Source organism: Arenibacterium halophilum (genome assembly GCF_005938225.1).
Classification (GTDB): domain Bacteria; phylum Pseudomonadota; class Alphaproteobacteria; order Rhodobacterales; family Rhodobacteraceae; genus Arenibacterium; species Arenibacterium halophilum.
Genome location: NZ_VCPC01000004.1, coordinates 160,812 through 179,103, shown reverse-complemented (window position 1 = coordinate 179,103; position 18,292 = coordinate 160,812). Strand labels below are relative to the sequence as shown.

At 61.0% G+C, this 18,292-nt stretch carries 16 protein-coding genes; 8 read left to right on the top strand and 8 right to left on the bottom strand.

All coding sequences use genetic code 11. From position 1 onward, the window contains the following. Positions 1-114 precede the first annotated feature (114 nt). Positions 115-1,485, top strand: coding sequence for a flagellar hook-length control protein FliK (locus FGK64_RS17770; RefSeq protein WP_171054134.1), 1,371 nt, complete (start codon positions 115-117; stop codon positions 1,483-1,485). A 2-nt stretch (positions 1,486-1,487) separates the two neighbouring features. Next, positions 1,488-2,168 carry a flagellar hook capping FlgD N-terminal domain-containing protein gene (locus tag FGK64_RS17765; RefSeq protein WP_138865198.1) on the top strand — a complete coding sequence of 227 codons (681 nt, stop codon included), beginning with the start codon at positions 1,488-1,490 and terminating at the stop codon, positions 2,166-2,168. Between the two features lie 143 nt (positions 2,169-2,311). Here the strand turns inward: FGK64_RS17765 and FGK64_RS17760 are convergent, their stop codons facing one another. The 6 genes from FGK64_RS17760 to FGK64_RS17735 form a co-directional block, all read right to left on the bottom strand. Continuing rightward, positions 2,312-3,637 (bottom strand): UDP-glucose dehydrogenase family protein, encoded by a 1,326-nt coding sequence (locus tag FGK64_RS17760; protein ID WP_138865197.1) that lies wholly within the window; start codon positions 3,635-3,637, stop codon positions 2,312-2,314. A 71-nt stretch (positions 3,638-3,708) separates the two neighbouring features. Then, a complete protein-coding gene (locus tag FGK64_RS17755; RefSeq protein WP_138865196.1) occupies positions 3,709-5,028 on the bottom strand; it encodes an NAD(P)/FAD-dependent oxidoreductase in 1,320 nt (439 codons plus the stop codon). Further along, positions 5,025-5,843: an ABC transporter permease gene (locus tag FGK64_RS17750; protein WP_138865477.1), complete on the bottom strand. Its 819-nt coding sequence runs from the start codon at positions 5,841-5,843 to the stop codon at positions 5,025-5,027. Before FGK64_RS17750 ends, FGK64_RS17755 begins: the two co-directional genes overlap by 4 nt. After that, complete coding sequence (locus FGK64_RS17745; protein WP_138865195.1) at positions 5,840-6,721, bottom strand: ABC transporter permease subunit; 882 nt, start codon at positions 6,719-6,721, stop codon at positions 5,840-5,842. The genes FGK64_RS17750 and FGK64_RS17745 overlap by 4 nt, the downstream gene beginning before the upstream one ends. After that, entirely contained in the window at positions 6,718-7,845 is a 1,128-nt protein-coding gene (locus FGK64_RS17740; RefSeq protein WP_138865194.1) for an ABC transporter ATP-binding protein, read from the bottom strand. Before FGK64_RS17740 ends, FGK64_RS17745 begins: the two co-directional genes overlap by 4 nt. 59 nt (positions 7,846-7,904) lie before the next feature. Then, positions 7,905-8,990: a polyamine ABC transporter substrate-binding protein gene (locus FGK64_RS17735; protein WP_138865193.1), complete on the bottom strand. Its 1,086-nt coding sequence runs from the start codon at positions 8,988-8,990 to the stop codon at positions 7,905-7,907. Between the two features lie 139 nt (positions 8,991-9,129). On the opposite strand from FGK64_RS17735, the gene FGK64_RS17730 reads away from it, so the two are divergent. After that, on the top strand, positions 9,130-9,816 hold the full coding sequence (locus FGK64_RS17730; RefSeq protein ID WP_425456647.1) for a GntR family transcriptional regulator: 687 nt from the start codon (positions 9,130-9,132) through the stop codon (positions 9,814-9,816). 63 nt (positions 9,817-9,879) lie between these two features. Then, complete coding sequence (locus FGK64_RS17725; RefSeq protein WP_138865192.1) at positions 9,880-11,277, top strand: aspartate aminotransferase family protein; 1,398 nt, start codon at positions 9,880-9,882, stop codon at positions 11,275-11,277. 140 nt (positions 11,278-11,417) lie between these two features. Here FGK64_RS17725 and argE read toward each other — a convergent pair whose 3' ends face one another. Both argE and FGK64_RS17715 read right to left on the bottom strand, forming a co-directional pair. Further along, positions 11,418-12,587 carry an acetylornithine deacetylase gene (gene argE, locus FGK64_RS17720; protein WP_138865191.1) on the bottom strand — a complete coding sequence of 390 codons (1,170 nt, stop codon included), beginning with the start codon at positions 12,585-12,587 and terminating at the stop codon, positions 11,418-11,420. Then, positions 12,584-13,765: a M24 family metallopeptidase gene (locus FGK64_RS17715; protein WP_138865190.1), complete on the bottom strand. Its 1,182-nt coding sequence runs from the start codon at positions 13,763-13,765 to the stop codon at positions 12,584-12,586. The genes argE and FGK64_RS17715 overlap by 4 nt, the downstream gene beginning before the upstream one ends. 196 nt (positions 13,766-13,961) lie before the next feature. On the opposite strand from FGK64_RS17715, the gene FGK64_RS17710 reads away from it, so the two are divergent. From FGK64_RS17710 to FGK64_RS17695, 4 genes are all read left to right on the top strand, one after another. Further along, positions 13,962-15,062 (top strand): ABC transporter ATP-binding protein, encoded by a 1,101-nt coding sequence (locus tag FGK64_RS17710; RefSeq protein WP_138865189.1) that lies wholly within the window; start codon positions 13,962-13,964, stop codon positions 15,060-15,062. A 117-nt stretch (positions 15,063-15,179) separates the two neighbouring features. Then, positions 15,180-16,292 (top strand): extracellular solute-binding protein, encoded by a 1,113-nt coding sequence (locus FGK64_RS17705; protein WP_138865188.1) that lies wholly within the window; start codon positions 15,180-15,182, stop codon positions 16,290-16,292. A 108-nt stretch (positions 16,293-16,400) separates the two neighbouring features. Then, positions 16,401-16,688: a DUF1330 domain-containing protein gene (locus FGK64_RS17700; RefSeq protein ID WP_138865187.1), complete on the top strand. Its 288-nt coding sequence runs from the start codon at positions 16,401-16,403 to the stop codon at positions 16,686-16,688. Positions 16,689-16,711: 23 nt separating this feature from the next. Further along, entirely contained in the window at positions 16,712-18,289 is a 1,578-nt protein-coding gene (locus tag FGK64_RS17695; protein ID WP_138865186.1) for an ABC transporter permease, read from the top strand. Positions 18,290-18,292: the final 3 nt, after the last annotated feature.

The following is an 18,292-nucleotide window of genomic DNA, read 5'->3' as shown; positions in this document are numbered from 1 at the left end:
GCGACTGGTCGAGAAACGGTCTCCGCCCAACACAACCGGGCCCAAGGTGATTATCGGGCTGGCGCAAAGGCATCGGCTTCGTTTTCCGAGTTCGTTGATCAAGACAATGTTAAGGTGGAACTGACAGAAGCAGCTCTGATTGCGGCGCCCGTTTTGTCAGGTAACGAGGATGCCTCGGAGCATGATATTGTCGATGAAGTCCCGGATGCAGGGGGCGAATCAGATACCGATGTGTCAGGTCCTGATGGCGAATTTGGGGGCATCCGGGCGGAGTTGGCGGAAGGGTCGGTTGGTGACAGAAACGGCAATTTGCTTGTGAGTGATGCAGCCGACGCGCGCGCGGATGGGGCTCTACCCGTGCTGGAGCAGGCACCAATTTCTGCGCGAACTGGTGAGATGATGAAAGTTGACCCGGGCTCGGTGCGCGAAACCCGCCAGGCAGCAGGTCCTGCTGTCTCTGTGTCTGCTGAAGCACATCAAAAAGCATCGCCTCGAAATGGACCAGCTACACTCTCTTCGATGGACTTGAAGGCAAACACCAACGTTGCATCTTCACAAGAAGGCAGAGCCGCTGACGCCGTGCACCGCGCGAGCTTTGGACGTGGGACCGAGAGTGGCTCGACCATGGTAAGTGTCGCCCGCCAAATTGCGCGGCAGGCTTCTGAAATTCCGTCCAGCCAGAGCATGGCTGGCACCGCGGTTGCGGCCAACGCGACGGACGCGATGGCCAAGTCGACGGAAGCGGATCTCAAAAATCGTCCAGTTCCAAATCTCCAGGTCGTGGACCAGAACTCTGCCGCTGATCGCCGGTTCGCTTCCAGAGTCGAAAGTTTTGATGCACCGCAAGCCCAGCTACGCCGCCCCGAAGGATTCGAGGGCGTGGCGAGGTTCGTGCAGAATGCGTCCGCATATGGGGTAAGTAGCGCACCGTCGAATTCTCCGGACCTAACCACCATGTCCAAGAACAGCATGTCCGTTGTGTTTGAGCCCGGGGCCATAGCGTCAATACCGGATTTCGACGGGTTGGCGCGGGAAATGCCCGGTACCTCGCACAGCCCGGGCGTCAGTTCTACACTTCGGGTAGAAGCCTCGCGGATGCCGTTTGCCCAGATTGTAGATCAAGTTGTCCGCAGCCCGGATAAGTCTGTTGATATTGCGCTGTCTCCAAAAGAGTTGGGCCATGTCAGGATGCAACTGGCGACAACAGACGGCGCCTTGACGATCATCGTAACTGCAGAGCGCGCCGAAACGACAGAGCTGATGCGTCGTCACATGGACAGTCTCCTGCAGGAATTTCGCAAACTTGGCTTTGAACAAGCCGGCTTTGAGTTCCGCCAGCAGGGGCAAGGGGCGCAGGGCGGGGATAGGGCAAACACCGTCGCGACTTTGAAAAGCGATGGAGTTGCGCCGCCTGAGGGCAGCACACCGGCAGCCAAGTCGCCTCCGCGCGCGCTCACAGTTTCTGGTTTGGATATAAGGATTTAAACATGGTCGTTGACTCTGTCGGAGCAACTGGCGCCACACCCGCCACCACGGGCGCGTCCTCTGCAGGTTCCTCGGGGAAATCCGCAATTGCCGGGCTGACTTCGGATTTCGAGACATTTATCAAACTGCTCACCACGCAGGCAAAGTACCAAGACCCGCTGGAGCCGTTGGATTCTACGGAATATGCTTCGCAGCTTGCCCAGTTTTCGATGGTCGAACAGCAGGTGAAAACGAACGATTCGCTTGAGGCCATGGTTGCCGGCATGCTGTCGCGGGCCGGGTTGTCGGGTCAGGCCGACAGTTTGGCGGCTTGGATCGGGCGTGATATCCGCGCTGCCGCGCCCGTGTCCTATACTGGAACAGCGGTAGAGATTGCACCGAAACCGACGCAAACAGCGGATAAGGCCCAGCTTGTCGTTAAATCGTTGAACGGAACAGAAGTTCAGCGTTTGGATATTCCGGTGTCACGAAATACATTCATGTGGACAGGCGGAGGTCTTGGGCACGGCGACTACACGTTCCACGTCGAAAGCTTCAAATCCGGAAAGCTGGAAGCATCATCACAGGCTGAAGTGTACGGCCGTGTGAATGAGGCACAGATTGACGGAGAATTGATCAAACTGGTGCTGAGTACGGGGCAAACCATCAATTCCAGCGACGTCACCGCGATGCGTGCGGGATGATGCGGCCCGGAAAGGGTCTGATTCGTCAGGGACTCCAATGCCGGCCCGCCGCCAAACTCTGTCCAACGCGTATCGCTCTATATAGCAAACGAAACGAAGTGCGCGATGCTCTCCAGCTCAGACCGAGTTAGGCAAGCACATAGTCATTCGTCTGAAAATTCGTCTGCGCGACCAACTGAAACATACCGGCTGAACCCGGCGCGGCGGGCATCACGCGCAGAATATATGTTGCGCAGGTCGGCCATCGTCGGGGTCGTCATCCGTCTTGCGAGCCGCTTCAGATCAAGTGCGCGGAATTCGTTCCATTCCGTCAGCAAAACCAAGGCATCGGCATTTTGCGCTGCCTTGTATGGGTCATCGAGCCATTGAACCCCCGGAAGCAGATCCTGCGCTTCGCGATGTGCCTGCGGATCGACCGCGCGCACTTTCGCACCTGCACCGATCAGGGCAGGAATAACGGTCAGCGATGGTGCTTCGCGCATGTCATCGGTGTTGGGCTTGAAGGTTACGCCCAAAACGGCAACCGTTTTTCCAGCCAGCTTCCCATCCAGCAGTTCCGAAACTTTGGTCACCATGCGGCGGCGTACCTCGTCGTTCACCTTGATGACCGTTTCAGTGATCTGCATCGGCAGCCCGTGCTCTTGACCGATCCGGGCAAGCGCCTGTGTATCCTTGGGAAAACACGATCCACCATAGCCCGGCCCGGCGTGAAGAAACTTGTTCCCGATCCTGCCATCCAGCCCCATGCCCTTGCTGACCATCTTCACATCGGCACCGGTGCGTTCACACAGTGCCGCGATTTCATTGATGAAGGTGATTTTGGTCGCGAGGAAAGCGTTGGCGGCGTATTTGATCATCTCGGCGCTTTCCAGATCGGTCGTCAGGATCGGAAAATCGCGCAGGTAGAGCGGGCGATATATGTCGGCCATCACCTCTGCGGCGCGGTCGTTCTGCACGCCCACCACAATGCGGTCCGGGCGCATGAAATCGTCGATCGCAGCCCCCTCGCGCAGGAATTCGGGGTTCGAGGCAACGTCGAAGTCGGCATTGGGATTGGCGTCGGAAATGGTCTGTTTGACCATGCGGTTTGTGCCAACGGGAACGGTCGATTTGGTGACGACGACGGTATAGCTTTTGATAAGTCCGGCAATTTCGGTCGCAGCGGCCTTCACATAGGTCAAATCGGCGTGGCCATCGCCCCGGCGCGTTGGTGTTCCTACCGCGATGAACACGGCTTCGGCGCCTTCCATCGCGGCGGCCATGTCGCAGGTGAACGACAGCCGTCCGGCTTCGACATTGCGGGCCATCAATTCGTCAAGCCCGGGTTCGTAGATCGGAACTTCGCCGCTTTGCAGCTTGGCGATTTTCTCCTCGTTCTTGTCGACGCAGACAACATCGTGTCCGAAGTCCGAAAAACACACACCCGAGACCAGGCCAACATACCCCGTTCCGATCATCGCAATTTTCATCGGGCACCTTTCACAAAAATCCGCCGAAGCATTGGGACGGTGGATGAATCATGTCAACCGGCTAGCGGGCATCACATGTCGGCAAGCGCGCGGGCGATGTAAAATGGCGGCATGAGCAGGCGACGAAATGGACCGAGGGGAAATTTTTCCATCCGTGTTGCCATGACTTGGGGCACCTCGTCACGATCTTGCACAAGTCCGGCAAGCAGTTTGCCGGTGTAGGTGCCCATGGCGACCCCGTTGCCGTGGTAGGCCAAGCCCGCAAACATGCCGGGCTGGTCGGGGACGGGCCCGGCGAAAGGGGTCAGGTTGCGCGCAAGGCAGACCATACCGGACCACGTGTTCGGGCTTTCGACGTGCTTCCAAGCCGGAAACATGCGTTCGAAATCGGCGCGGGTCCGGGCCCGGGCCCGCTTTTCGGCCTCGGCACCCGACATCAGCCCGCCGCGCATCCCGAACAGGAACCGACGGTCGGGCATCAGGCGGAAGTAGTGCAGCAATCCGCGCGTGTCGTAGCACACCTGATCACTGGTCCAACCGGCCGAGTCGAGCTCGCTCTGGGTCAAAGGCCGGGTCACCAGCACATTGGATTGCGCCGGCATGTAGCGCCCGGCCAGCCAATTCGGCATGCCTTCGCTGGAATAGCCGTTCGTGGCCACGATCACCTGCGCGCAACGCACCGAACCGCGCGTGCTGTGCAATAGCCAGGCATTTCCAGAGCGCACGGCCCGCCGCACGGGACTTTGGCGATAGAATCGCGCGCCAGCCTCTTCCGCCGCTTTCGCAAGACCAAACAGGTACTTGCGCGGGTTCAGCCCGAACCCCACAGGATTCGTCAGCGCCCCATGGAACGGACCAGAGATGCCAAGCGATCCCAGATCGGCGGCTTCGGTCAGAACGGGCTGTGGGCCGGTCCCGCCGGCCATCGCCTCGGCCTTGGCGCGCAGGCGGGTCATATCGCGCGGGCGGTGTGCCAGTTGGGTTTCGCCCTTGGAGTGGCGATCGCAGTCGATCCCCAGCGTATTGATCAGCGATTCGGCCATATGCACGGCGTCAATTTCTGCCTGCCAATAGGCGGCGGCAGTCTCGTGGCCGTAGCGGGCGGCGAGGGCCCGATCTTTCACCATGGACCCGCCGACGCAGCAGAATCCGCCGTTTCGGCCCGATGCGCCCCAGCCCGGATCGTTCGCTTCGATCACAGCAACCGACAGCCCGGCCCGCGCAAGGTGCAGCGCCGCCGACACGCCGGTAAACCCGCCACCGATGATACCGACATCAACGGTGTCTTCCCCTTTCAGCATGGGCCAATAAGGGGCATCGGCGGTTTCATCCCACCAACAGGGCGAGCGCGGCCCTGCGCCATAGGCGTATTCGGGGTAGATCCGTTTCATTGCGCGCGCGCCGCGGCCTGTTCCTCGCGGCGCTGACGCACCATCGCCTGTTTCGACACCAGCGAAGCGCTGATGACACCTACGGTGACGATGCCGATCATGATGGTCGACAAGGCGTTGATTTCCGGGCTCACCCCCAGGCGTACGGCCGAGAAGATCTTGATCGGCAAGGTGGTGGCGGACGGCCCGGTCGTAAAGGATGCAATGACAAGATCGTCCAGCGACAGGGTAAAGGCCAGCAGCCAGCCGGAAATCACCGCCGGTGCGATGATGGGAAGGGTGACCAGCCGGAACGCCTGCATCGGCGAACAGCCCAGATCAAGCGCGGCTTCTTCCAGCGAGCGATCGAATGTCACCAGCCGCGACGACACCACGACCGAGACATAGCACATCGCAAAGGTGGTATGTGCCAGAACGATGGTCAGCACGCCGCGATCCAGCCCGATGCCGATGAACAGCAGCAGCAGCGACAGCCCGGTGATGACTTCGGGCATCACCAGCGGCGCATAGATCATGCCGGAAAACAGCGTGCGCCCCATGAAACGGCCGCCGCGCACCAGCACGTAGGCGGCCATTGTGCCAAGGATCGTGGCCAGCGTTGATGAAAACACCGCAACCCGGATGGTGACCCAGGCCGCATCCAGAAACGCCTCGTTCTGCAACAGCTCTCCATACCACTTGGTCGAAAACCCGGCCCAGACCGTCACCAGCTTGCTTTCGTTGAAGCTGAAGATCACCAGAATGACCATAGGGATATACAGAAACGCAAACCCCAGCGTCAGCGAAACGACATTGAACCAACTCAGCCGCATCAGCCCTCGGCCTCCGCCTGTTTTTGCTGGTTGCGCTGGAACAGCACGATGGGAACCACAAGGATCAGCAGCAGGACCACCGCCACCGCCGAAGCCACGGGCCAGTCGCGGTTCGAGAAGAACTCCTCCCACAGCACCTTGCCGATCATCAGCGTGTCGGATCCGCCCAGAAGCGAGGGGATGACGAATTCGCCAAGCGCCGGGATGAACACAAGGAAACAGCCAGCGATGATCCCGTTGCGCGACAGCGGTATTGTTACCAGCCAGAAGGCAGACAGACGCGAACATCCCAGATCTTCGGCGGTCTCGATCAGCGAGCCGTCGAGCCGGTCAAGCGCGGCATAGATCGGCAGCACCATGAAGGGAAGATAGGTGTAAACGATGCCGATATAGACGGCGGAATTGGTGTTCAGGATGGTCAGCGGCTGGTCGATCACGCCGATCCATAGCAGGAACTGGTTCAGGAACCCTTCGGAGCTGAGAATGCCCATCCACGCGTAAACCCGGATCAGGAAGGACGTCCAGAACGGCAGGATGATCAGCATCATCAGTGTAGGGCGCCATTCCTCGGGCGCGCGGGCCATGCCATAGGCAATGGGGTAGCCGATGCACAGCGTAATGAGCGTAGACACCAGCGCGATGGTCAGGCTGGAAAGATACGCCTTCCAGTACAGAGAATCCGTTGTGAGAAAGACGAAATTCTCGAAATCGAGTTCGGACAGGAAGGCGCCGATGCCCTCGGCCCAGTCGAATTGGGGCAGGTAGGGCGGCCGCGCCAATGCCACGTCCGACAGCGAAATTTTCACCACGATGATGAAGGGCACCAGGAACAGCGCCAGCAGCCAGGCATAGGGAACGAGGATCAGAACCAGCCGTCTCATCTGTCGAGCAGCACCCCGGCGGTGGCCGTCCACGATAGCCACACCTCGTCTTCCCAGGTGAAGGTGCGGCGCGCGATGCGGCGCGTGTTGGCGGTTTGCGCCTTGATGATCGTGCCGTCGGCCAGCGCAACGTGATAGGTCGACAAATTGCCCAGATAGGCGATGTCGACCACCTTGCCGCGCAGCGCGTTGTCGTTGCTTTGCGGCTGATCGGCGGTAATCAGGATCTTCTCGGGCCGGATCGCAAGATAGCAGGTCTGCCCCGCGTCGAACCGGGCCGAGGTGGTGGCAAACAGGGGCGGCTGCGCTTCGGCCCAGTCGATGCGGACCTGACCCTCTTCCAATGGTGTGGCACGGCCTTCGATGATGTTAACATCACCAATGAAATCAGCGACATAAACGGAATTCGGCATTTCATAGATGCGGTCGGGCGTGGCAACCTGCATGATGCGGCCTTCGTCCATCACGGCAACACGGCTGGCGACGGTCATCGCCTCTTCCTGATCGTGGGTCACGATCACGAAAGTGGTGCCGGTCTTTTCCTGAATATCCATCAGTTCAAACTGCGTGTCCTGCCGCAGCTTGGCATCCAGCGCGCCCAGCGGTTCGTCCAGCAGCAGAAGCGTCGGCGCCTTGGCCAGCGACCGGGCCAGCGCGACCCGCTGGCGTTGCCCACCTGAAATCTGGTGCGGTTTGCGTTTGGCGAAACGCTCCAGCCGCGTCAGGCGCAGCATCTCCTCGACCCGGGCCTTCAGCTTGCCCGCTTCCATGCCTTCGCGCTTCAGGCCAAAGGCGATGTTGTCCCAAACGGTTAGATGCGGGAACAGCGCGTAGGATTGGAACATCATGTTCACCGCGCGCTTGTTGGGCGGCACCGGCGCGATGTTCTGGCCGTTCAGTTCGATCTGGCCCGAGGTGGGCGTTTCAAACCCCGCCAGCATCCGCATCATAGTTGTCTTGCCGCAGCCCGACGGACCCAGCAGTGCAAAGAATTCGCGTTCGTAAATATCAAGTGTCAGATTGTCGATGGCGACGAATTCGCCGAATTTCTTCGTGACATTGCGAAACCGGATCAACGGTTTCTGATCCGGGTCGTCCCAGGGTGCAAATACGGTGGAATTCAACTGTGCCGTCCCTTGTCGGTTGGGGTGGGCCGGAACGGACGCCGCTCCGGCCCGTCACGTCAGGTGCCCGACTTGATCTTGGTCCAGAGACGAGTCACCACCCGCTGCACCTTGGCCGGGTAGGGCGTGGTGGTAAAGGTGTTGTTCATCGCGGCCTCGGTCGGATAGATCGCCGGATCGCCGATCACGTCCTCCTCAAGGAATTCCTGCGACGCCTTGTTGCCATTGGCGTAGTACACATAGTTCGACGCCGCGGCCATGTTCTGTGCATCCATGATGAAGTTCAGGAAGGTATGCGCCGCCTCGGGGTTGGGCGCGTCCACCGGAATGGCCATCTGGTCGAACCACATCTGCGCGCCTTCATCCGGCGCGTAGTAGGAAATTTCCACGCCATTGTCGGCCTCTGCGGCGCGGTCGCGCGCTTGCAGGATGTCGCCCGACCAACCGACGGCCACGCAGATATCGCCGTTCGCCAGCGCGTTGATGTATTCCGAGCTGTGGAATTTCTGGATGTAGCCGCGGATCGGCATGAACACGCCTTCCGCTTTTTCGATCACTTCCGGGTCGTGGCTGTCGGGATCTTCGCCGATATAGTTCAGCGCCGCCGGGATCATTTCAGCCGGTGCATCCAGGAAATGCACGCCGCATTCGGCCAGTTTTTCCATGTTCTCGGGCTTGAACACCAGGTCCCAAGAGGTCACGGGCGCATCTTCGCCCAGCACTTCCTTGACCTTGGCTTCGTTCACGCCAATGCCGGTGGTGCCCCACATGTAGTTGATGGCGTATTCGTTGCCGGGGTCGTATTTCGAGGTTCGGTCCGCGATCACATCCCACATGTTCGATAGGTTCGGCAGCTTGTCCTTGTCCAGCTTCTGGAACGACCCGGCCGCGATCTGGCGTTGCAGGAACGTGCCGGTGGGCACCACCACGTCATAGCCCGACCCGCCGGCCAGCATCTTGGTTTCCAGAACCTCGTTGCTGTCGAACACGTCGTAGATCAACTCGATTCCGGTTTCTTCCTCGAACTTGGCCAGAAGGTTTTCGTCGATATAGTCGGACCAGTTGTAAACGCGCACTTCTTCGGCGGTTACGCTTGCGGCGCCGACGGCAAGTACGGTTGCCACTGTCAACGTCTGGATTTTCATGAGTGTCTCCCTTGCGCCCCGGGTTCCCCCCGGTGACTTTGGATTTGATCAAGTTTTGCCATGCGCGGCAATAGGGTCTATGTTTCCACGCAGCGGCATGTGACGCAAGTAACCATGTTCCGGGAATCAGGGGGCGATCGTGACACTGGTGAAAAATTCGGCAGTGGAGGCCATGGCCGAGGCCGCACCCCAGCCCGTTCACGAACAGGTGTACCATGCACTGCGCGAACGGGTGCTGTTTGGCGACCTTGCCCCGGGCGAGGCGGTGACGATCCAGGGCCTTGCGCAAAGCCTGCCGGCGGGCATGACCCCGGTGCGCGAGGCGATTCGCCGATTGATTTCGGAAGGCGCTTTGCAGTTCCTTGGCAACCGCCGCGTGATCGTGCCTCAGCTCACGTTGGCTGATCTCGAACAGCTGGTATTCGTAAGGAAATCAATAGAGCCAGAGCTGACACGGCGTGCCGTCTCGGCGATAGAACCGGCGCTGATCAATCGGCTACACGGGCTGGATACTGCGTTGGATCACGCTATATCCCGAGGTGATGTGCCTGCCTATCTGGCGCAGAACTACCGGTTTCATGCGACGCTTTACGCATGTGCCGGGGCGCCCGTACTGGCCGAAATGGCGGATCGGCTCTGGCTCCGGTTCGGCCCGTCGCTGCGCGTGGTCTGTGGCCGTTTCGGCACCCAGAACCTGCCCGACCGTCACAAGGATCTTCTGGCAGCACTGGCCCGAGCCGACACAGAGGCCGCCGCCACGGCGATGGTACAGGATATCGAGCAGGGGATGGAGCAGATCGCCGCGGTGCTGGCAGACTCCCCCTGATTCGATTGACAGCGGATAATTTGATCATATTCTCGCGCCAACCTGACTTCCCCGGAGTTTCCCATGACCTCGATCACCAACCACATGCCCACGGCCGAACTGCAAAAGCTGGACGCTGCGCACCATATGCATCCGTTCTCGACCAACACCGAGATCGCGGAAAAAGGCGCCCGGGTGATAACAAAAGCCAAGGGCGTCTTTCTGACCGACAGCGAAGGCGTTGAAATCCTTGACGCCATGGCTGGTCTGTGGTGCGTGAACATCGGCTACGGGCGCGAGGAACTGGCCGAGGTCGCCGCACGTCAGATGCGCGAACTGCCGTTCTACAATACCTTCTTCCAAACATCGCATGTGCCCGCCATCGCGCTGGCCGCCAAGCTGGCCGAACTGGCGCCGGGCGATCTGAACCACGTCTTCTTCGGCTCGGGCGGGTCGGACGCGAATGACACCAACCTGCGCATGGTGCGCGCCTATTGGGCGATGAAGGGCCAGCCGGACCGCAACATCGTGATCGCGCGCAAGAACGGCTATCACGGGTCTTCGATGGGCAGCGGCAGCCTTGGCGGCATGTCGGCAATTCATTCGCAGGGTGGCCTGCCGATCCCCGACATTCACCATATCAACCAACCGCATTGGTATGCCGAAGGCGGCGACATGAGCCCCGAAGATTTCGGTCTTGCCCGCGCGCAGGAGTTGGAAGCCGAGATCCTGAAGCACGGCGAACATCGCGTGGCGGCCTTTATCGGTGAGCCGATCCAGGGCGCGGGCGGGGTGATCATCCCGCCCGAAACCTACTGGCCGGAAATCCAGCGTATTTGCGACAAATACGGCATTCTGCTGATCGCGGACGAGGTGATCTGCGGCTTTGGCCGGACCGGCAACTGGTTCGGCAGCCAGACGCTCGACATTCGTCCCGACATCATGACCGTCGCCAAGGGCCTCAGCTCGGGCTACCAGCCGATTGGCGCGTCAATTGTCAGCGACAAGATCGCCAGCGTGGTCGACAACAACGAATTCAACCACGGCTACACCTATTCGGGCCACCCGGTCGCCGCCGCCGTCGCGCTGGAAAACCTGCGCATCCTGGAAGAGGAAAACATCCTCGGCCATGTGCGCGAGACTGCGGCGCCCTACCTGGCCGAAAAATGGCAGGCCCTCACCGATCACCCGCTGGTGGGTGAGGCGCGCATTTGCGGCATGATGGGGTCCATCGCGCTGACCCCGCACAAGGAGACCCGCGCGAAGTTTGCCGCCGACGAAGGCACCGTCGGCCTGATCTGCCGCACGCGCTGTTTTGCCAATGGTTTGGTGATGCGCCACGTGGGCGACCGCATGATCATCTCGCCGCCGTTGGTCATCTCGAACGGTGAAATTGACACGCTGATCACCCGTGCGCGCCTGTCGCTGGACGAGGCGCTGGCCGAGGCGACGGACAAGGGCCTGATGGTCGCCGCATCGTGACGGCGGCAATGGCCTCGCCCGAGGCCGATGTCGGAATTTGAGTATTTGGACCGAAAAGAAGGGGCCGGTGATCAATGCCGCGCCCCTGCTTTTTTTCGGCAAAAATACTCACCTGAGCAACATCACGGCAGGTGAGACGCTTATGCGGTCGTCGCCATCTGCGCCCCAAGCCCGTCGAGCATGTCCAAGCAGGCAGACAGTTGATCAAGGGCCAGAAACTCATCTGCCTTATGTGCCTGCTCGATGGACCCCGGACCGCAGACTACGACCGATGTGCCAAGCTCTTGAAACAGCCCGCCTTCGGTGCCGAAAGACACCACATCGGTGCCATTCGCGCCCAACAGGTCTGACACAAGATCGCGGGCGGCGTTGTCGTCCATCACGTCCAGCCCGCAGACTTCGCCGATGATCTCGGTCGCGATCTCTGCCTCCGGGTGGACCGCGCGCATCTCCGGAAGAAGTTCTGTTTCGATATAGGTGGCGATGGATTTGTTTACGAAATCCGAGTCATCACGCTGGACCGGGCGCATTTCCCAGTCCAGTTCCGCGCGGCTGGCGATCACGTTATGGGCCACCCCACCGTGCAGGCGGCCGATGTTGATCGTGGTCCAGGGCGGATCGAACCGGCCGCTGAGGGGCGCGCGCGACTTCAGCACTTCGCCCAGTTGCATCAGGCGCGTGACATATCGCACGGCGTATTCGACCGCGTTAACGCCTTTGCCGGGTGCCGATCCGTGGCCCTCGAGGCCGGAAAACCGCACGGTGTATTCGCAGCATCCCTTGTGGCCTTCGATCACCCGCATCTGGGTGGGTTCGCCCAGAATCGCCATTGCGGGCACCAACCCGCGTTTGCGCAGTTCCGGCACCAGCGCGCGGGCGCCGAGGCATCCGACTTCTTCGTCGTATGTAAAGGCAAAGTGGATCGGACGCTTCAGCTCGCGTTTGCCATATTCGGCTGCCATCACCGTGGCCGCTGCGATGAAGCCTTTCATGTCGCAGGTGCCGCGCCCAAAGACCCGCCCGTCGCGTTCGTGGAGCGAGAAAGGGTCCGACGTCCAATCCTGATCGGCGACAGGCACCACATCGGTATGGCCCGACAGCAGCAGCCCGCCGCTGTCTTCGGGGCCGAGCGTGGCGAACAGATTGGCCTTGTTGCCCGTATCATCCTGATACAGATCGACCCTTGCTCCGGCATCCGAGAGGCGCGTGGCCAGATCGGCGATCAGCGCAAGGTTGCTGTCGGCCGAGACGGTGGGATAGGCGACCAGCCGTTGCAGCAGGTCGAGCGTGGGTTCGAGATGTGCGTTCATGGTTTGACGAACAGTTTCCGGGGGCGGTCACAGAAGGCTTCGGCTGGGCCGTCGGGTTTGATCAGGATGCTTTCGGTGATTTCCAGCCCCCAGTTCTCCATCCAGAGTCCCGGCATGAAATGGAAGGTCATCCCCGGTTCCAACACGGTTTCATCGACGCGACGCAGCGAGATTGTACGTTCGCCCCAGTCGGGCGGGTAGGACAGGCCGATGGAATAGCCCGAGCGGCTGTCTTTCTCGATCCCGGCCTTCTTCAGCGATTTTTGCAGTGCCATCGAGATATCGCAGGCGCGGTTTCCGGCGCGGGCGGCGTCAAGCCCGGCTTCCAGCCCCTCGATCACCGCGGCCTCGGCGCGCAGGATGTCGTCGGGCGGGGTGCCAAGGAACAGGGTTCGGCAGAAGGGGGCGTGATAGCGGCGATAGCAGCCCGAGATTTCAAAGAACGTCGCCTCGCCCGTGGCAAAGGGGCGGCCATCCCACGTGAGGTGCGGCGCGGCGGCATCGGCACCGGAAGGCAACATCGGCACGATGGCGGGGTAGTCGCCCCATGTGCCTTCGACCCCGCGAATCGCGTCGCGGTACAGTTCGGCCACCACCTCGTTCTTGGGCACGCCGGGTTCGACTCGCTCCAGCAGCCCGTCGATCATCTTTTCCGAAATCGCGGCCGCCTTGCGCATATAGCTGATCTCGGTCTCGGACTTGACCGCGCGGAGGCGGTTCACCACGCCGGTGGCATCCGACCACGAGGCCAGCGGCATCGAGGCGTTCAGCACATGCATCGCCCGGGCCGAGAAATAGTAATTGTCCAACTCCACCCCGATGCGCCCGTGTCCGGCGCCGAGCCGCACCAGCAGCTTGGCCAGATCCTGCATCGGGTGCATGTCGGTGGCTTGCACGTATTTCTCGTCATAGCCGTGCACCTGCTCGGGGTTCATCCAGACTGTGCGCAGCGCGCCCTGCGCATCCATCATCCGGCCCCACCACAGCGGCTCGCCTTCCGGAAGGACGATCACGCCCTGATGGACGTAGAACGACCAGCCGTCATAACCGGTGATCCAATGCTGGTTCGACGGGTCGGTGATGAACAGCGCGCCCAGATCGCCGCGCGCCATTTCGGCGCGGACGCGGGCCAGTCGGTCGGCGTATTCCTGTGCGGTGAACGGCAGGTTGGCGGTCATCCGGGCATCTCCTTACGGCAGGGCTGGCGTTTGGGCCATTCCGTCACGCAGGCGCGAAAATCCGGCATGAAATCGGTTAAGGCTCCTCGGGATACGACAATTTTTGCAACTCGGTTGCAACCTCCCCCATGTCTGTGGTTAGCTTTGGGTATGAAAATGCGGGATCAACCTGCAACACTGTCCAAGGGGAGCCGTTTTGGCTGAAACGCAAAGCGAAGACGCGTTCGTCGAATTCGAACGCGTACAAAAGAGCTATGATGGCGAGAATCTTGTCGTCAAGGATCTGAACCTCTCGATGCCCAGGGGCGAGTTTCTGACCATGCTCGGGCCGTCGGGGTCGGGCAAGACGACCTGCCTGATGATGCTGGCCGGGTTTGAAACGGCCACGCATGGTGACATTCGCCTTGGCGGCACCAGTATCAACAACATCCCTCCCCACAAACGCGGCATTGGGATGGTGTTCCAGAACTACGCGCTGTTCCCGCATATGACAGTAGCGGAAAACCTGTCCTTCCCTCTGGAAGTCCGCAAGATGGGCAAGTCCGAGCGCGAGCAGAAGGTGAAGCGCGCGTTGGACATGGTGCAGATGGGCGCCTTTGGCGGCCGCCGTCCGGCGCAACTTTCGGGCGGGCAACAGCAGCGGATCGCATTGGCCCGCGCGCTGGTGTTCGAGGCCGAGCTTGTCCTGATGGACGAACCGCTGGGCGCGCTCGACAAGCAGCTGCGCGAGCATATGCAGTTCGAGATCAAGCGCATTGCTGATAATTTGGGCATCACGGTTGTGTACGTGACCCACGACCAGACCGAGGCGCTGACCATGTCGGACCGGGTGGCCGTGTTCGACGATGGCCGCATTCAGCAGCTGGCCCCGCCGGATCAGCTGTATGAGGCGCCGGAAAACAGTTTCGTCGCCCAGTTCATCGGCGAGAACAACACGCTCGAAGGTACCGTGAAGGAAATCCGCAACGGGCGCGCGCTGGTGCAACTGGACGGTGGAGAGATGATCGACGCCAAGCCGGTGAACGTCAGCAAGGCAGGCGAACGCACGCGCGTGTCGATCCGCCCCGAGCGCGTCGAATACAACAAGGACCGTCTGCAAGAGGGCGCCCATACGCTCAAGGCCGAAGTGCTTGAGTTCATCTATATGGGCGATATCTTCCGTACCCGCCTGCGGGTTGCCGGAAATGAGGATTTTATCATCAAGACCCGCAACGCCCCCGATGTGGAGCGGTTGCAGCCGGGCAATCAGATCGAAATTGGCTGGCTGCCCGAGGATTGCCGCGCGCTGGATGCGTGAGGCTGCAAACACCACCCGGCCACCGATGGCCGGGTGAGCAGATGCAGGGCGCGCGCGCTCAAGCCCGTGCCGCCGCCCCGCACAAGTAACGGGCATAACAATGGGAGTTACGTTACCATGAAGATGACAACAGCAATTCTGGCCTCGACGGCGCTGGTTGCCCTTGGCGGGGCCGCTTCGGCGCAGGACATGGCCAATGACATGACGCTTGTGTCCTGGGGCGGAGCCTATCAGGCCAGCCAGCAGAAAGCCTATGTCGAGCCCTACCTGGAGATGCATTCAGAGGTTTCGTCGACCTGGGATGAGAGCTCGAACGAAGCCGTGGCCAAGCTGCGCGCGATGAACGAAGCAGGCAACATCACCTGGGATCTGGTCGACGTGGTGGCATCCGATGCCATCCGCCTGTGCGACGAAGGCCTGGCAATGGAAATCGACGCCGACGAGATGCTGGCGGCAGGCGACGACGGTTCGTCGGCTGAAGACGATTTCGGCGACCTGCTGGTGAGCGACTGCTTCATCCCGCAGATCGTGTACTCGACCACCTTCGGCTATCGCACCGACATGGTCCCCGACGGCCAGGACGCGCCGGATGAAATCTGCGACGTGTTCGACCTGGAAACCTATCCGGGCAAGCGCGCGCTGGAAAAGCGCCCCATCAACAACATGGAATGGGCGCTTCTGTGTGACGGCGTGGCCAAAGACGAAGTTTATGACGTTCTGGCAACCGCCGAAGGTCAGGAACAGGCTCTGGCCAAGCTCGACACCATCAAGGACAGCGTTGTCTGGTGGTCGGCCGGTGCCGATACGCCCCAGCTGCTGGCCGATGGCGAAGTCTTCATGGGCTCGACCTATAACGGCCGTCTGTTCAGCGTGATCGAAGAGCAGGACCAGCCGGTTGCAATGATGTGGGACGCGCAGGTGTTCGACCTTGACGGCTGGATCATCCCCGCCGGCCTGCCCGAAGACCGTCTGGCCCGCGTCATGGACTTCGTGAAGTTCGCGACCGACACCCAGCGCCTTGCCGATCAGGCCAAGTACATCTCGTACGGTCCGGCCCGCGCATCCTCGGCTCCGCTGGTGGGTCAGCACGCTGACCTCGGCATCGAAATGGCACCGCATATGCCGACCGATCCGAACAACGCCAAGAACACGTTCCTCTACAACTACGAGTTCTGGGCCGACTATCGCGACGACATCGACGCCAAATTCCAGGCGTGGCTGGCCAAGTAAGGCCTAGGCTTACAGGTGGCCCTGAGCAGGGCCGCCCCTTTCGGTGCCGGAGATATCCGGCACCGCACCAAAAAGGCGAAAACGCCGGATCCGACAGGGGACGCCATAATGGCAAAAGGGTATATCATCGGGCACATCACCGTGCGTGATCCCGAAGCCTACAAGGAATACGTGGAACGCGACACGCCGATCCTGCAAGGATATGGCGGCCGGTTCATTGTCCGGGGCGGTGCCTCGGAGGCGCCAGAAGCCCCGATGAAGGATCGCCACGTGGTGATCGAGTTCGACAGCTTCGAACAGGCCCGTACGGCCTATCACTCGCCCGAGTATCAGGAAGTGGTTAAAATTCGCCACGCAACCGCCGACAGCGACATCGTGCTTGTCGAAGGCGTCTGACGCGAACCCGAGAAGGCCAGAGAATGACCCAAAGCGCATCCCCCCAAGCGACGAACGGCAAACCCGGCCCGATGCTGGCCGCCGACGGCACCCCGCTGAAACGCAGCCTTGCCCGCGCCCTGCGCCGCCAGAAGATGCGCGCGCTGCTGCTGATCGCGCCGCTGCTGTTGTTTGTGCTGATTACCTTCATCGCGCCGATCGCCGACATGCTGTTCCGGTCCGTCGAGAACCAGATCGTCGAGGAAACGCTGCCCGAAACCGTGCCGCTGTTGCAGCAGTGGGATCATGACGCCTCCGAGCTGCCGCCCGAGCCGGTCTGGACGGCGTTCTATATCGATCTTGTGCTGGCAGAAGAACGCAAACTGCACACACGGCTCGGCTCGCGCCTGAACTACGAAATGACGGGCCTGTCGTCGCTGTTCCGCCGCACCGGCCGCGCGGTCGGGCGCTTTGACACCGATACCTATACCGACCAATTCACCGCGCTGGACCCGACGTGGGAAGACGCCGCGACCTGGGTCGCCATGTTCGAGGATGACACCATCCGCGAGGCGCTGCCCCTGACCGCGCGCACCTGGGATCGCTGGGCCGATTACCTTGTGACCGACAAGAACGACAACCCGGCGGAAGAGGATGTCGAGGATTTCCTGTTCACTGCGCTTTACACCGACCTGACCCGCGACGGCGTGTCGGTCACCGGCACCACGCCGCGCCTGCAACAGGCAGCTGGTGCCGTGGGCGATTTCGAAACCGTGTCGATCATGGCGCAGTTCGAAGATGCCGACGACGACTGGGTGAACCCCGAGGTCATGCGCACGATCCAGACCTATTCGCCGCCCTACACCTCGGGCTATTTCCTGAACGCGGTCGACATGCAGCTGACCCCTGACGGGGTCGAGGCGCGCGAGGAAAACCAGCGCATTTACGGGTTGCTGTTCAAGCGTACGATCTTCATGTCGCTGACGATCACCCTGTCCTGCATCCTGCTGGGCTATCCGGTGGCGTGGATTCTGGCCAACCTGCCGATGCGCACATCGAACCTGCTGATGATCCTCGTGCTTCTGCCGTTCTGGACCTCGCTTCTGGTGCGCACCAGCGCGTGGAAGGTGATGCTGCAACAGCAGGGCGTGATAAACGACGTGCTGGTCTGGCTGGGGCTGGTCAATGATGCCGACCGGCTGGTGATGATCAACAACCAGTTCGGTACCATCGTCGCGATGACGCATATCCTGCTGCCGTTCATGATCCTGCCGATGTATTCGGTGATGCAGACCATTCCGCCCAGCTACCTGCGCGCCGCCAAAAGCCTTGGCGCCACCAACTGGACAGCCTTCTGGCGGGTCTATTTCCCGCAGTCGGTGCCGGGCATCGGTGCGGGGTCGATCCTCGTCTTCATCCTGTCGATCGGCTATTACATCACGCCCGAAATCGTCGGCGGCACCACGGGGACGTTCATTTCCAACCGGATCGCCTATCACATCTCGTCCTCGCTCAACTGGGGGCTTGGCGCGGCGCTGGGCGCGATCCTGCTGGCAGTCGTTCTGCTGCTCTACTGGGCCTACGACAAGATCGTCGGCATCGACAACGTGAAGCTGGGGTAACCG